We start from the raw sequence: 14,424 nt of genomic DNA, 5'->3' as shown, positions 1-14,424 counted from the left end.
CGGATGCCGACGCTGCTGGGTAAGTACAAGGTGCCGCACTTCGACGCGAAGGCCGAGGCGGACGCGTTCTTCGTCGAGTCGGGGGTGCCGACGACGTTCCTGCGGACCACGTTCTACTACGAGAACCTGGCCGACGCCCTCGCCCCGGCCCGCGACGCGGAAGGCCGGCTGGTCCTGAACATCCCGATGGGCGACGCACCGCTGGCCGGGATCGCGTCCGGTGACATCGGCCGGGTCGCGGTGTCGATCTTCCGCGGTGGCAGTGAGTTCATCGGCCGCACGGTCAGCATCGCCGGTGACGTCCTGACCGGTAACCAGATCGCCGCAGCGTTGGGTGACGCGCTGGGGGAGCCGGTCGAGTACCGGCCGGTCACCCACGACCAGTTCCGGGCGTTCGGGTTCCCGGGTGCGGATGAGTACGGCAACATGCTGCAGTACTACACCGAGTTCGCCGACGAGTTCACCTCCCCGCGTGACCCGGCCCGGGTGCGGGAGCTGACCCCGGAGGTCCAGTCGCTGCGCGAGTGGCTGGCCACCGCCGGCTACCGCCTCCCGACCGCCGCCTGACAGCAGACGCCAGCGAGGACGTGACCGCGACGGTCACGTCCTCGCTCGTCATGACTCGCTGGTGGTCGCCGGGCGTTGCAGGGCCAGAGTCGCGTGCAGCTGGGCGAGTTGCGTGGTGGCGGTGAGCATCGCGAGGTCGGCGCCGGGCACGTACGGCTCCTCGGAGTGGTCGTCCTCGTTGATGTTCGTGTGGTAGTCGACCAGGCAGATCTGGTAGAGGTTCTCCGCCTCGGCGGCGAGTTCGGCGGCACGCGCGGCGTGTTCGTCAGCGGTCATGCCGATCATGCTGTCATCCCGCCCGGACCGCCCCTGCCACCGGCGGCGGGTGGATCCGGGTGGGTGATCCAGCCACGGGGGGAGCTGGACCACCCACTCGGCGCTTTGTCGGCACACCCGAGCCGTGGGCGCTGGTCTCCCCGCCGGAATTACCGGGGAAGAACCGCGTGCTGACATCTTGCCCTATTGCCCGTGAGGATGCAAGGCCGTATGCACGTGCATTCTGGAGTGCGGTTGGGGCCGAACAGCTGCGCGATCCGGGACAACGAGGCGAAAATAGCTGGTGGCGGGTGGTTCCCGGAGGAACGTGGGTGCTGAACCGGATTCTCACCGGGTGGCTACTCGCGATTCGCGGGTATCCGGATGGTGCGTGCCGAAGAGGTGATCGAACCGCGGGTCTCCCGACGTCCATCCGGCTCGGCACCACCGAACACAGGAGCGTCGAGCGGCATGGGCAACCGATCCGATCCGATCCCGGCCTCGTGGAAGCTGTCGGAGTGGCGGCGTGCTCCGGTCGCCGTCGCGCTGATCGCTGTGGTCCTCGCCGGACTGGTCACCGCCGGTGCCAGCGAACGACGCGGCCCGGAGATCATCGGTCTGATCATCTTCCTGCTCGACCTGGTCGGCGCCGTCTACAGCTGGCGTGCGGCCCGGACCAGCCCCAGCGGCCCCGCCCCATGGCGTCTGGTCGGCGCCGGCCGGGTGGCCTCCGCCGTCAGCAGCATCTTCCTCGCGTGTGGCGGGTTCAGCAGCACCACCGCCTGGTGGAACGCCGCCGAGGTCGCCCGGATGCTGATGTTCCTGTTGATCAGCGCCGGCGTGTTCACCTCGATCCTGCGCCAGTTCACCGGCCGCTCCCGGACCGCTCTGCTCGCCGAGCTCAGCACGGTCCTGGCCGCAGGGTTCATGGCGATCTGGTACTTCGCGATCGAGCCGGTCCTGGCCCACCAGACCCTGGCGACCGCGACGATCGCGACGATCGGCTGGCCGCTGGGCGACGTGTTGCTGCTGGCCGCGGTCGCCTCGATCGTGCTGGGTGGCGCGGTCACCCGGTTCGCCACCCCCATCACCGTGTTCGCCGTGGGCCTGGCCCTCTACCTGGCCGCCGACCTGACCTGGATGGTCGACAGCACCGACGGGAAACCGTTCACCCACGACCTGCGCGTCCTGGCCGGGTTCACCATCGCCAGCCTGTTCATGACCGTCGCCCCGGTGCTCACCGTCGCGCGGTCCGGGCTTGCCTACACCGTCCGCACCAGCCGCCCCCCGCTCTGGGCGACGTATCTGCCGATGGCCGCCATGCTGGCCGGCTGCCTGATCATGGCAGTGGTGACCGTCCTGGAGGGGCAGCTGCTGCCCTGGGGTGGCCTGGTCTGCGGGCTGACCGCGATGACCGGCGCCGCCGCCTGGCGCCAGCTGATCTTCATAGGGCACAGTCGCGACCAGCTCACCACCGACGCCCTGACCGGCCTGGCCAACCGGTCCGGCCTCGACGAAGCCCTGGACCGCGCCGCGGGCCGCGGCGAGCCGGCCGCGCTGCTGCTGATCGACCTGGACGGCTTCAAACTCGTCAACGACGCGTACGGCCACGCCTCCGGCGACGTGTTCCTGGCACATGTCGGCCGCCAGCTGCGCGCCGCGGTCCGCGACGTCGACGTGTGCGCCCGCATCGGCGGCGACGAGTTCGCGGTGCTGCTCGCCGGCACCGGCCATGTCAACGACGCCATCGCGGCGGCGCAACGGATCCTCGCCACCGCTGCCGCGCACCCGGCCAGCATCGACAACGACCTCGTACCGGTGCGGGCCAGCATCGGCATCGCCACCGCCCGGCCCGGATACGACAGCAAGACCCTGCTGCGGCAGGCCGACACCGCGATGTACCACATCAAACGGGCCGGCAGTCACCGCTACGCCCGCTACGAAACCTCGATGATCGACCAGCGCGCCGACGATGCCGTGCTCGCCGAGGACCTGCAACACGCCCTGCCGCGCGGCGAGCTGCACGTGGTCTACCAGCCGCAGGTCGACCTGGTCACCGGCCGCCCGGTCGCGGCCGAGGCGCTGCTGCGCTGGCAGCATCCCACCCGCGGCGCGATCTCACCGGTGCGCTTCATCCCGGTGGCCGAACGCTCCGGAGCGATCAACGACATCGGCCTCTGGGTCCTGGAGCAGTCCCTTGTCCAGCTCGCGGTACTTCCGGACCCGCCGCCGGGCGGCGAGCCGATGCACATCAGCGTGAACCTCTCACCGCGACAACTGCGTGAACCGACGATCGTGCACGACATCCTGGCCGTGCTCGACCGGGTCGGCGGCGACCCCCGCCACCTCGTCCTCGAGGTCACCGAGTCGGCGCTGGTCGACGAGACCGGCGAGATCGCCGCGCTGCGCGCGCTGCGTGAACACGGGATCCGGATCGCGATCGACGACTTCGGCACCGGCTACTCGTCGCTGCAGTACCTGACCCGGCTACCCGTCGACATCCTCAAGATCGACCGTAGCTTCGTCGCCGAGCTCGACAACACCCCCGAAGGGTCCGCCGTCGCCGGTGCCGTCATCCGGCTCTCCCAGGTCCTGCACCTGAGCACGGTCGCCGAGGGCATCGAAACCGAACAGCAGGCCGCGGAACTGCGGGAGCTCGGCTGCGACATTGCACAGGGGTACCTGTTCGCCAAGCCACTGAGCCCGGCCGACTTCGCCGACTTCCTCACCGCCGCAGCACTGCCGGAAGCCAGCGGATTCTGACCCGTCCAGCTCGCTGTGCGCTGTGCGTGACGGGGAAGGCAGACCCTTTCACGGTACGAAGGGAGCGCCGGACCTGGCCGGTCACCGCGTACCCATGGATCTGCTCTGGCCACCCGCGCCACGCGCGGACCGCAAGCGAAGAGTCGGTCGATCGCCACGTCCGATTGCCGCCAGCGTTCCCGGCCGCTCCTGACCATCATCATCGGCATGCATGTGCGCGTCGACTTGAAGGTCCTGTACTTCGGAACTCCGGTGGTGCTCATCGGTTCCCGCAATCCCGACGGCACCGCCAACCTCGCCCCGATGTCGTCGGCGTGGTGGCTGGGCCAGAGCTGCATGCTGGGACTGGGCAACAGTGCGCAGACCACCGCCAACCTGCTGCGTGAGCGTCGGTGCGTGCTCAACCTGGCCCCGTCGTCGCTGGTCGGCGCGGTGGACCGGCTCGCGTTGACCACGGCGGCACCCGTCGTGCCCGCGCACAAGGCAGCGATCGGGTACCGCCACGAGAGCGACAAGTTCGCCGCCGCCGGACTGACCGAGCAGGCCGGCGAGCTCGTCGCGGCACCCCGGGTCGCGGAGTGCCCGATCCAGCTGGAGTGCGAGGTGGCGGCGGCGCATCCGTTCGGCGCGGGCGACACGCACGCCACGGCCTTCCAGGTCAACGTGGTCCGGGCGCACATCGCGGAGGACCTGCTGGTCCCGGGAACCCAGTACGTCGACCCGCTGCGCTGGGATCCCCTGATCATGAAGTTCTGCGAGTTCTTCGGCGGCGGCGACACCGTGCACCCGTCACGCCTGGCCACAGGCTGGCGCATGCCCCACCAACTCCGCCCCACCCCGGCCTGAGCCGGCCGCTCGCCGCGGCCCCGACCACGCTCGCCGCGACCCCGACCATGGAAAGGGTGAAGGCGGTGGCTATCCGGCCGGTGGGTGGGCGAGGTCGAGGACGCCGGCTACCTTGAGCACGCGCTGCACGACACCGGTGGCGCCGGTCAGGCGGTATGCGATGCCGGCGTCGCGCGCCGCGCTGTATGCGAGGAGCAGCGAGCTGAGTGCCTCGGAGTCGATGAAGGCGACGTCGGTCAGGTCGACGGTGATGCCGGGGTAGCGGCGTTCGCGGATCGCTGCGAGCAGGTCTTCGGCGAGCGGATCGCGGGCGTTGATGTCGAGCTCTCCGCCCAGGCGCAGGACGGCGGCACCGGTCGGGTCGGGGAGCCAGGTGGTGGCGTAGTCGGTGTCGTGCACGAGTGCTTTCCTATCAAGCCCGAGGTGGCAGGGTGTCGTCGGCGGGGCGGGGAGTGGCGATTCTGCCACGACCGGCGCCGGGGCCCGGGAACTGAGCCCAGACGTGTTTGGTGGTGTCGCCGGCGTACCAGCCCATGTCGAGGGCGAACGCGTGCACGAGGTGCAGGCCGAGCCCGCCGGCGCCGAGGGGACGGTTGGCGGCGTAGGCGGGCGCGGTGTGCGGGTCGTGATCGGCGATGTCGAGGATCAGGTGCCGGCCGGTGCGGATGAGGCGTACGTGCACGGGTGGCCGGCCGTGCCGCAGGGCGTTGGTCGCCAGTTCGCAGGCCACCACGATCATGTCTTCCGCGGTCTCCGGCGCTTCCGCCGTGGCGTCGGCGATGTGCGCGCGCAGTGCGCCGCGCATCCAGGACAGGTCGTTCGGGGACTCGAGCACGCACAAGTCGGTAGCCGTGCCGTCCTCGGCGCGACGCAGGGAGATGACCGAACTCACCGCTGGTTCCTTCCGCTTCAGATCGTCCCGTGGTGTCGGTGGCCGACCCCGCGGGAGGTGCTCGCAGCAGGCGATTTCGACGAGCGAATCGACGCAACTTGGCGCCCATCGTAGTGTGGGCCAGGTGTCGGCGCCATCGCCGGTGGGGTGCGGTCCGGTTGCCGCAGGGGGTTCAGGCGGTGCCGGTGCAGTGGGCTGCTGCGGGGCGGTCGGTGAGTCCGTCCGCCGGTGCGGTGGCCGCGATGATCAGGGCGACGTCGTCCTCGCGGATCCGGGTGTCGGCGTACTCGACGAGCTGGTCGGCGAGGGCGGCGGGTGCGGTGTCGCGGTGCCCGCCGAGGAACTGGTGCAGCCGGGCGAACCCGTCGTCGATGACACCGTCGCGGGTCTCCACGAGTCCGTCGGTGTGCATCAGCAGGGTGGCACCGGGCGGTAGCCGGTAGTGATGGGTGGTCCGGGGGCGGCGGTGCCGGGCGCCGAGCAGCGGGTCGGTGCCCGGCAGCGCGGCGACCTCGCCGCCGGTGGTCACCACGCTCGGGAACGGGTGTCCGGCGTTGGACCAGTGCAGCAGGTGGCTGCCGTCGTCCTGCCGGTCAAGGTAGGCCAGCAGCACGGTGGCGATGGTGTCCGCGCCCAGCGCATGGTTGGCGTGGTCGAGGCGTTCCAGCATCGCCGACGGTGTGTCGAGGCGGTCGATGAGGAACCCGCGCAGCATGCTGCGCAGCTCGCTCATCGCGGCGGCGGCGGTGAGGTTGTGCCCGGACACGTCGCCGATGACCAGGGCGAGCCGGTCACCCGGCAGGGTGATCGCGTCGTACCAGTCGCCGCCGATGAGATCGCCGTGGTGGGCGGGCAGGTATCGGGCGGCCAGCCGGAGCTGACCGGTGTCGGGTAGCCGGGTCAGCAGGGCCTGCTGCAGGGTACGGGCGGCGGTGTTCTGTTCCTCCAGGTGGATGACGCGTTGCAGGGCCTGACCCACGTAGCCGGCCACCGTGACCATCACGCTCTTCTGGGCCGCGTCGAGGTGCAGCGAGTGGTCCCAGGAGAAGGTGAGAGCGCCGAGTGGTCCCCGGATGCCGGGCACGGGCGCGGCCGCGATCGCCTGCCAGCCCAGGGCGGCCACGTCGTCGGCGAGCTGCGGGAAGTCGGCGCGGATACTGGCCGGGTCGCCGGATGCGATCAGCTGCCCGGTTCTGAAGGCCAGCGCGGCCGGCACCGGTGCCGAGGTCGGGAAACTGACCCAGCGGGAGGTGATGTCATCGGACAGCCGGTCGGCGCCGAAGACCTCCAGGCGCTGCTCGGCGTCGAGCAGCACCATCCCGACGTGCGACGGGGCGAACGCGGGCGACCTCAGCTGCGCGATCGCGGCGACGATCTGGGTGACCGTGCGGGCCCCGGCCAGCAGCACGCTCGCGGTCAGGAGCAGTTCGCTGCGCTGCGATGCCGCGTAGGCCTGCCCGCTCACCGCGGCGGCGCTGACCCGCGCGGCTTCGGCGTGCCGGCTCGTGATGCGCAGCCGCAGGCTGTCCGAGCAGGCCACCGCCATGTCCGACAGCAGCGACAGCTCGGCCTCGGTCCACTCCCGCGGTTCGTGGTCGATGGCGCACAACGCGCCCAGCACGGTGCCGTCGGTGTCCGTGAGCGGCATCCCCGCATATCCTGCGATGCCCATCTCGGCGACCGCCGGATTGGCCTCGCACCGCTCGTCGGCGCGGGCGTCCGTGATCACCAAGGGCCCCTGTGCCACGGCGACCTGCTGACACAGGGCGTGACTCAGCGGGGTCTGCCGCCGGGTCGCCCACGGCTCTGCCAGCCCGGCCGCGCCGGGGAAGAACTGACGATGGGTGTCGAGCAGTGACACCAACGCCACCGGCACGCCGAGCAGGTTGCGCACCAGTCCGGCGATCCGGTCGAACACCGGGTCGCCGCCCGCGCCCAGCCCGGTGTCCGCCACCGCTCGTACCCGGGCTTCGCGGAACGGGTCGTGCCGCTCGTCGTTCACGCGACTGCCTTGGCGGCTCGTGCCAGCACTCGGTACACCGTCCGTCTCGACACCTCGAACACCTCCGCCATCCTCTCACGGGTCGCAGGTGGGCGACGCACCTGGCGACCGAATCGACGCAGAAACCGACGCAAGGCGTTTGGGCGTCCGGGGCCCGGGTAGTCCACGGTCAGCCCTGATCGAAGGAGAATGCCGTGACTACCGTGACCGAGTCCGTGGACGTCAACGTGCCGATCGGCACCGCTTACCACCAGTGGACCCAGTTCGAGGACTTCCCCCAGTTCATGGACGGCGTCGAGTCGATCAAGCAGATCGACAGCACGCACACCCACTGGGTGACCAAGATTGCCGGGCAGACGCGTGAGTTCGACGCGGAGATCACCGAGCAGCACCCCGAGGAGCGGGTGGCCTGGAAGAGCACCGGCGGTGACACCAAGCACGCCGGTGTCGTCACCTTCCACCGCCTGGCCGACAGCGAGACCCGGGTGACCATTCAGCTCGACTGGGAGCCGGAGGGCTTCGTCGAGAAGGTCGGCAGCGCCGTCGGTGTCGACAGCCACCAGGTGAAGGCGGACGCGAAGCGGTTCAAGGACTTCATCGAGAGCCGCGGCGCCGCCACCGGCACCTGGCGCGGCGACGTCGAGCGCCCCGACGCCTGACCCATGGCATGAGCACGGTGGAGCGGCCGGAGGACCGAGGGGTTTATCCGGCCGTTTTGTCCAGCTTTTCGAGGTGAGGAGATGCCGATGGCCACGTCGACCGCCCGAGCCAGCCGGCTGACCGCCGAGGCCGTGGACGCCGACCGGCGCGCCGCGGAGATCGTCGACAGGATGACCGCGCTGGACCACGCGGACCCACGCCGAGCCGTGTGGCGGCAACAGGCCATCGAGGCCTGGCTGCCGATGGCGCGACGCCTGGCCCGCCGGTACGCCAACCGTGGCGAGACGTCCGACGACCTGCAGCAGACGGCGTCGGTCGGCCTGATCAAAGCGATCGACGGTTTCGACCCGGCACGGGGCAGCGACTTCGTCAGCTACGCGATACCTACCGTCCTCGGTGAGCTCAAACGCCACTTCCGGGACCGGGCCTGGACCATGCGCATCCCCCGGCGGCTGCAGGAGCTGCGCCTGGCCATCAGCGCGGCCCGCCACGTACTCGAGCATTGCCTGCAGCGACCCGCCACGGTCGCCGACCTCGCCGCCCACCTGGAGGTCGGCGAGGAGGCGATCCTGGAAGCGCTGGAGAGCGGTCACGCCTACCGGCCGAGCTCGTTGCATATGCCGGTCGACGCGGAACAGAACCTGGAACTCGGCGACACGCTCGGCGTCCAGGATCCCGGGTTCGCGATGACCGACTTCGCCGTCTCGCTGCCGCCGGCCATGAATTGCCTGCCGGAGCGGGAACGGCGGATCGTGATTCTGCGCTTCTTCGGTGGTCAGACCCAGAAGCAGATCGCGGAGCAGGTCGGTATCTCCCAGATGCAGATCTCCCGCCTGCTCACCGCGGCCCTCGCCAAACTCCGCGCCGAACTCGACGGCCCGCCTCGCCCGCGATAGCGGGGGTCTGCCCGCTCGCCGGGCGAGGGTCCCATGGGCACCGGCGACCTCGGCGGGACCGTCACCGATGATGCGGATCAACCGCGTAGCGTCTGCGACGGGGATTCGCCGTACCGGCGGTGGTAAAGGGCGGCGAAGCGGCCCAGGTGCACGAAGCCGCCCCGATGGGCGATCTCGGTGACCGTGTAATGCCCGGGCTCGGCCTCTCGTAATTGATGGTGCACGAGAGACAGCCGGAGCTCACGCAGATAAGTCATCGGTGACGTGCCCAGGTAGCGTTGGAAACTGTCCTGCAAGGAGCGCGTGCTGACGTCGGCGATCTGCGCCAGATCGGCGATCGTGAACGGCCGGGCGGGGTCGGCGCGCATGGCCTCCGCCGCACGCCGGACAGCTCCCGGGGCAGCCAGCCCGGAGCGGTGGTTGTCCAGCGCGTACCGGTAATTGTGCGGTGCGACCAGCAAGAGCCCACCGACCAGGCTTTCCAGCAACTGCCGACCCAGGACCGGGTGCCGGCCGAGACCGTGCTCCTCGCCGGCGTCGGCAGCGAGCATACGGGCGAGCCGCAGCCAGGTAGCCCCTGCCCCGCGGGAGGTGACCAGCTCCGGGCCCAGCCGTACCGGTGCGCCAACGGGCGCGTCCAGCAGCCGGGCCAGCTCATTCTCCAGCAGTCCGCGATCGATCTTCACTGCCAGCAGGCGGCAGTCGCCCTGCCAACGCTCCAGCGTCGTGTCGCCCACCGGCTGGAACACGGCGGCGCGGCCCGTCGTGGCCACCATCGGATCACCACGTCCCTGACGCCACGCCAGCTCGCCGGAGAAGGGCACGTCGACGTGGTAGGCCCCGAGCTCACCGAACTCGATCCGTACGTCGGCTCCGAAGCGCAGATCCCCGAGGGTGATCGGGCCGGCGGAGGCTATGTCGAAGGCGGCTGTCCATGGATCCGGCGACAGGACCTCGAGAGCGTTCGAGTAGAAGTGCTCGCCCAGCATGGTGCGGGCCTCGTCCACGTCAGAAGTGATCATCTTGATGGCTGGCACCACTCCAGCATCACCGATCCGCGTACGCTCCGCCATCACCCTCCTCCGGGATCCGACGAGGCGATGTCAGTCGGTGGACCAGGAGCCCAGGGCGGCGATCGCGGACTCGATGAGGCCCGGGTCGGCGGGGGAGTGCTCGATCGTGCTGCGGTAGTACAGCGGCCCGATGAGTGCGGCCGCCGCGTTGCGGCCGGGGATCGCCAGGGTGAGCTCGCCGCGGTGCTGGGCGTCGTCGAGGGCGGCCGTGACGCGCTCGCTCAGGACGCCGGCGAACTGGGCGCGCCGGGCTTCCATGTGCTCGTCCCACAGGGCCGTGTTGGCCAGGGTGGTGGCCACGGCGCGCACGTCGTCGAGGTCGAGCTGATGCGCCATCGCGGTGAGCTCCCGGCGCAGCCAGTCCCTGGTGGGGACGGTGGGCTCGGCGAAGAACGGCATCGGGACCGTGGCCATCGCCTCCACCAGGAGCAGCTCCGGGCGCGGCCAGTGCCGGTAGACGGTGGCCCGCCCGACCCCGGCGCGCTCGGCGACCGGGGCATGCGTCACCGCTGCCGGGCCTTTCTCCAGCAGCAGCTCACGCGCGGCGTGCAGGATCGCCTCCCGGCTGCGCAGGAATCGTGGATCAGTCTCGGCGGGCACCCACCCATCTTATGAGACGAGTTGACTCATAGACGAGCGCCACGCATCATCAACCTATGAGACAGTTTGTATCGCAGCGCGTGGTGGTGCTGGGCGCCACCGGCGCCACCGGCCGGCACGTGGTGTCCACCGCTCTCGATCGCGGGCACGAGGTGGTGGCGCTCGTCCGCCGCCCGGGAACCCTCGAACCGCGACCGAACCTGACCGAAGCGGCCTGGCCCGACGTCGACGACCATGCGGCCCTCGCCCTGGCGCTGCCGGGCGCCGACACGGTGATCAGCGCCCTGGGCGGCGCGGCCGGCGGGCCGACGACCGTCTGCACGGACGGCATCCGATCGGCGGTGACCGCGATGCGTGCCGCCGGCGTGCACCGGCTGATCGCCGTCAGCGCCCACGGCGTGCTGGAGACGCACGACAGGTCGCTGTACTCGCTGGCGGTGTGGGCGAACGTGGCCGACCGGCTCCGCGACAAGGAGACGATGGAACCGCTCATCACCGCGTCCGGCCTGCGCTGGACGATCGTGCGGCCGCCGAAGCTCTCGGACCACGCCGCGATCGGGACGTACACCGCCGGCGCCGGCCTGCCGATCCGGCTGTGGAGTGCCATCGGCCGCGCCGACCTGGCCGCCTTCCTGCTCGACGAGGCCGAGTCCCCGCGGTACGAGCACGCCTACCCGCGGATCACCCGATGACCGCCGCGACTCCTGACCTGGGACAGCAGGTCGCCGTCGTCACGGGCGGGACCGGCGGCATGGGTCAGGTCATCGCCGCCGGACTCGCCCAGGCCGGCGCCCACGTGATCGTCATCGCCCGGGACCCGGCCCGGGCTGACGCGCTGCGTACCCTGATCGGAGCATCGGCCGCGAGCCGCCTCGAGGTCATCGCCGCGGATCTCTCCCGGCGCGCCGACGTCGTGGCCGCCACGCAGCTGATCGTGAACCGTCACCAGCAGATCCACATCCTGGTCAACAACGCCGGCGCGCACTTCCCCGGCCATCGCGTCTCGGTCGACGGCGTCGAGATGCACGTCGCCCTGGACTACCTGGCCGCCTACGGCCTGATGACCCGCCTCGACACCCCGCTGCGCCGCGGCCGCGCACGGATCGTGAACGTCGCCAGCGACACCCTCAACGACACCCGTCAGGTCACGATCGCCGGCCGGCCCCGTCCGGCGGACCTCGACCTGACCGAAGCCGACAGTCTGGCCGATGTGAATCCCGCCACCGGGTTCGTGCCCTTCCAGGCCTACGCACGGGCGAAACTCATGACGGTCACCGCCGGCTACGCCCTCGCGCGCACCCTCGCAGCCGACGGCGTGACCGTGAACGCCCTGCACCCCGGGATCGTCGCCACCGGCATCATCGACGACCTGGTGCCGGCGCCGCTGCGCCCGTTCCGCACCCTGATCCGCCGGAGCCTGCTGACGCCCGCGCAGGGTGCCGCGACCGCGCTGCGCCTGGCCACCGACCCGAGCCTGGCCGGCGTCACCGGCCGCTACTTCAACCGCGACCTGGAAACGACCACCCCTGCGGTCTCCCACGACCCCGGCACCCAGCGCCGACTGTGCGAACTCAGCGAACACCACTTCGCCGGGCCCCGCCGCTGACGCCGGCGGCCGGCCGGGGGGTGCGCGATGTCGATGAACATGATGATCGTCGATAGATTGGCGGGGCGCGCATCAACCGTTCGTGGCGGTCGGAGGGGAGGGGCCAGGGGTGCAGGAACCGTTGTCGCCGTGGTGGAGCAAGGTGCAGGACGCCGCGCAGCTACTGGCCTCCCAGCTCAACGCGTCGGTCGGGCACGCTGCCCGGGTCGGTGAGTACACCTCGCCGCCGGGGTCACCGCCGCCGCGGCGTCGCCGGCGGCCCGCCTCGCTGCGGCACCTGGCGGAGGTGATCCGCAGTCACCGGCTGGCGCCCGGGATGTCGATCGACAAGGACGACGTGGCGGGGGTTCTCGCCGGCGACCTGCGCCGGATCACCGATCCGGCTCTGGTGGTCGCGGTCGCCCGGGCCAGCCACGTGATCGCCGGCGTGCCGTTCGACGAGCTCGCCGCGGACCGGCTCGTGGTGGCCAGCGCGCACGTGGCGGCGCTGATCGACGCCGCACAGCAGGCCGACGAACAGGCCCCGCGCGCCGTGCCCGCGCCACGCCCGGCCGGTGCCGGCCAGCCGGCCAGGGAACCTGTGGTGATCGACGCGTATTTCACCACGCGCCGGCCGGGCCGGCTCCGGGCGCTGGTAGCCGGTGGTGTCGGCGCCATCGTGCTCACCGTCGTACTCATGCTGGTTCTTCGGCATGAACAGCCGCACGAGCGGTCGTCCGCGGTACCGCCCGCCGCGCCCACGGTGGTGGGGGTGACGCCGTTGGAGCATGGACATGCGGAGGACGACTACCTCAACGCGCGGCCGTTGCAGGACGCGCTCGAGCGCGGATTCACCAGTGTCGAGGCCGACGTGTTCCTCCGCGACGGCACGCTGGTGCTCTGCCATCACGTCGACGGGGACGACTGCGAGGACAAGCGGGACAACCGGGTCACCGCGGAGTCGTTCGAGTCGGTGTATCTGCACGGGCTCAGAGCGCGGGTGAACGCGAGCGGTGGGCGGGTGTATCCGGGATACGACCAGCCGGTCTTCCTGTTCGTCGAGATCAAGTGTGCGGAGGTCGCAGGCGGCTGCAAGCTTCCCGCGGACATGGCCGCGGCGGCTACCGACCCGAACAATCCGCTCGTGGTCGCCGAGAAGATCATGAGTGTGCTCGCTCCGTACCGCGGCATGCTGTTCCACGCCGGGCAGTGGGGGCCGGTGCAGCTGGTCGTCAGCGGCAGCCACAACGATGAGCAGGTCCCGGCGAGCGCCGGCGGCTACGACTCGGTGCGGGGGCTGCTCGGGCGGCAGGCCGAGCGGTACGCGTTCCTGGACGGGAGTTTCGCCGCCGACGGGGACCAGTACAACGCCGACCTGGTGCCGGTGATCAGCTTTGCGGATCCGGACACCCGCGACGACTGCACCTACGACGACAGCCGGTCGATCCAGACGGTGCACTGGGACGACATCATCGGGGCGCAGACCACCGGGCACCACGTGCGGGTGTGGGACGAGCTGGACTGTCCCGACCGCAGCCGCTCGTGGACCGACGCCATCTACGGCAGTGTCGACTACCTCAGCAGCAGCCACCTGAGTCTGCTGCAGGACTGGCTCACCCACCACGTGGTCGGTGGCGGCGGCGGCCACTGTGCGGTGCCCGCCTGGATCGCCACGGTGCGGCTCCGCGGGCAGAACTGCACCCTGCGGGCCGGGACCGTGCCGGTGATGAGCCGGCCCGACCGCGCCTCGTCGCAAGTCGGGACCGTCGCCGGCGGTGGCAGCCGGTGGTTCCTGGGCCAGCAGCCGGGGGAGTCGAACAAGGTCGGCGCCGCCACCAACTTCTGGTGGGCGTACACGCGGGCCGACAACGGGCAGTGGGGGTGGGTGTCGCTGGTCTACTTCACCGACGCCGGCCTCGACCAGTCCGCGAACGGGCTGCAGTACGGCTGCTACGACGTCCGGGTCGGCGAGCCCGACAACTGCCATCCGCTCGGACCCGGCTGAGGGCTCCGGTGCCGGGCCGCTGTCCGGTCACGGTCCGCATTCTTGAGCATCGGTACGTACGGATGGCGAGGAAACGCGTGAAGAAGGGGCCGGACAGTCCTGTCCAGCCCCTTCTCGTGGCACCGCCGGTCAGCCCGTGATCACCTTTTGCTCGCCGCTCTGGCGTGCCACCACGTTGACCTTGCGGGGCTTGGCCTTCTCGGCGATCGGGATGCGCAGGACCAGTACGCCGTTGTCGTAGGCGGCGTCGATGCGGTCGGTGTCGAGGGCGTCGCCGAGG

At 70.8% G+C, this 14,424-nt stretch carries 15 protein-coding genes; 8 read left to right on the top strand and 7 right to left on the bottom strand.

Going from position 1 to position 14,424, the window contains the following annotated elements:
- Positions 1 to 567, top strand: a 567-nt coding sequence (locus tag ADL15_RS09070; RefSeq protein WP_198170660.1) for an NmrA family NAD(P)-binding protein, incomplete at its 5' end; no start/stop codon positions are given.
- 48 nt (positions 568 to 615) lie between these two features.
- Here the strand turns inward: ADL15_RS09070 and ADL15_RS09065 are convergent.
- Positions 616 to 843 (bottom strand): hypothetical protein, encoded by a 228-nt coding sequence (locus ADL15_RS09065; RefSeq protein ID WP_232343975.1) that lies wholly within the window; start codon positions 841 to 843, stop codon positions 616 to 618.
- A 450-nt stretch (positions 844 to 1,293) separates the two neighbouring features.
- Between ADL15_RS09065 and ADL15_RS09060 the strand changes: the two genes are divergently transcribed.
- On the top strand, positions 1,294 to 3,585 hold the full coding sequence (locus tag ADL15_RS09060; protein ID WP_067687077.1) for a putative bifunctional diguanylate cyclase/phosphodiesterase: 2,292 nt from the start codon (positions 1,294 to 1,296) through the stop codon (positions 3,583 to 3,585).
- A 207-nt stretch (positions 3,586 to 3,792) separates the two neighbouring features.
- On the top strand, positions 3,793 to 4,431 hold the full coding sequence (locus ADL15_RS09055; protein ID WP_067687074.1) for a flavin reductase family protein: 639 nt from the start codon (positions 3,793 to 3,795) through the stop codon (positions 4,429 to 4,431).
- A 69-nt stretch (positions 4,432 to 4,500) separates the two neighbouring features.
- Here ADL15_RS09055 and ADL15_RS09050 read toward each other — a convergent pair whose 3' ends face one another.
- From ADL15_RS09050 to ADL15_RS56400, 3 genes are all read right to left on the bottom strand, one after another.
- Positions 4,501 to 4,830, bottom strand: coding sequence for an STAS domain-containing protein (locus ADL15_RS09050; RefSeq protein ID WP_067687071.1), 330 nt, complete (start codon positions 4,828 to 4,830; stop codon positions 4,501 to 4,503).
- A gap of 13 nt (positions 4,831 to 4,843) precedes the next feature.
- Entirely contained in the window at positions 4,844 to 5,323 is a 480-nt protein-coding gene (locus tag ADL15_RS09045) for an ATP-binding protein (RefSeq protein WP_067687068.1), read from the bottom strand.
- Positions 5,324 to 5,495: 172 nt separating this feature from the next.
- On the bottom strand, positions 5,496 to 7,325 hold the full coding sequence (locus ADL15_RS56400; protein ID WP_067687064.1) for a SpoIIE family protein phosphatase: 1,830 nt from the start codon (positions 7,323 to 7,325) through the stop codon (positions 5,496 to 5,498).
- A gap of 194 nt (positions 7,326 to 7,519) precedes the next feature.
- Here ADL15_RS56400 and ADL15_RS09035 point away from each other — a divergent pair, with 194 nt between their 5' ends.
- Together ADL15_RS09035 and ADL15_RS09030 are read left to right on the top strand one after the other, a co-directional pair.
- Positions 7,520 to 7,984 (top strand): SRPBCC family protein, encoded by a 465-nt coding sequence (locus ADL15_RS09035; RefSeq protein WP_067687061.1) that lies wholly within the window; start codon positions 7,520 to 7,522, stop codon positions 7,982 to 7,984.
- 87 nt (positions 7,985 to 8,071) lie between these two features.
- The gene (locus tag ADL15_RS09030) at positions 8,072 to 8,881 is read left to right on the top strand and encodes a SigB/SigF/SigG family RNA polymerase sigma factor (RefSeq protein ID WP_157441256.1); all 810 of its coding nucleotides are present in this window, start codon (positions 8,072 to 8,074) and stop codon (positions 8,879 to 8,881) included.
- Between the two features lie 77 nt (positions 8,882 to 8,958).
- Here ADL15_RS09030 and ADL15_RS09025 read toward each other — a convergent pair whose 3' ends face one another.
- Together ADL15_RS09025 and ADL15_RS09020 are read right to left on the bottom strand one after the other, a co-directional pair.
- Positions 8,959 to 9,954, bottom strand: coding sequence for an AraC family transcriptional regulator (locus tag ADL15_RS09025; protein ID WP_232343974.1), 996 nt, complete (start codon positions 9,952 to 9,954; stop codon positions 8,959 to 8,961).
- A gap of 30 nt (positions 9,955 to 9,984) precedes the next feature.
- Complete coding sequence (locus ADL15_RS09020) at positions 9,985 to 10,554, bottom strand: TetR/AcrR family transcriptional regulator (protein WP_083971029.1); 570 nt, start codon at positions 10,552 to 10,554, stop codon at positions 9,985 to 9,987.
- A 56-nt stretch (positions 10,555 to 10,610) separates the two neighbouring features.
- Here ADL15_RS09020 and ADL15_RS09015 point away from each other — a divergent pair, with 56 nt between their 5' ends.
- The 3 genes from ADL15_RS09015 (at position 10,611) to ADL15_RS09005 (ending at position 14,144) form a co-directional block, all read left to right on the top strand.
- A complete protein-coding gene (locus ADL15_RS09015) occupies positions 10,611 to 11,246 on the top strand; it encodes an NAD(P)-dependent oxidoreductase (RefSeq protein ID WP_067687056.1) in 636 nt (211 codons plus the stop codon).
- On the top strand, positions 11,243 to 12,160 hold the full coding sequence (locus ADL15_RS09010; RefSeq protein ID WP_067687054.1) for an SDR family NAD(P)-dependent oxidoreductase: 918 nt from the start codon (positions 11,243 to 11,245) through the stop codon (positions 12,158 to 12,160). Before ADL15_RS09015 ends, ADL15_RS09010 begins: the two co-directional genes overlap by 4 nt.
- 109 nt (positions 12,161 to 12,269) lie before the next feature.
- Positions 12,270 to 14,144 carry a PI-PLC domain-containing protein gene (locus ADL15_RS09005; RefSeq protein WP_067687050.1) on the top strand — a complete coding sequence of 625 codons (1,875 nt, stop codon included), beginning with the start codon at positions 12,270 to 12,272 and terminating at the stop codon, positions 14,142 to 14,144.
- Between the two features lie 129 nt (positions 14,145 to 14,273).
- Here ADL15_RS09005 and ADL15_RS09000 read toward each other — a convergent pair.
- Positions 14,274 to 14,424 (bottom strand): Hsp20 family protein (locus ADL15_RS09000; RefSeq protein ID WP_157441255.1); only part of this gene is annotated, 151 nt, incomplete at its 5' end.

It is taken from the genome of Actinoplanes awajinensis subsp. mycoplanecinus, assembly GCF_001509495.1.
Lineage (GTDB): Bacteria > Actinomycetota > Actinomycetes > Mycobacteriales > Micromonosporaceae > Actinoplanes > Actinoplanes palleronii.
Note: the sequence above shows the minus strand (reverse complement) of the source record. Positions and strands in the feature narration are given on the sequence as shown.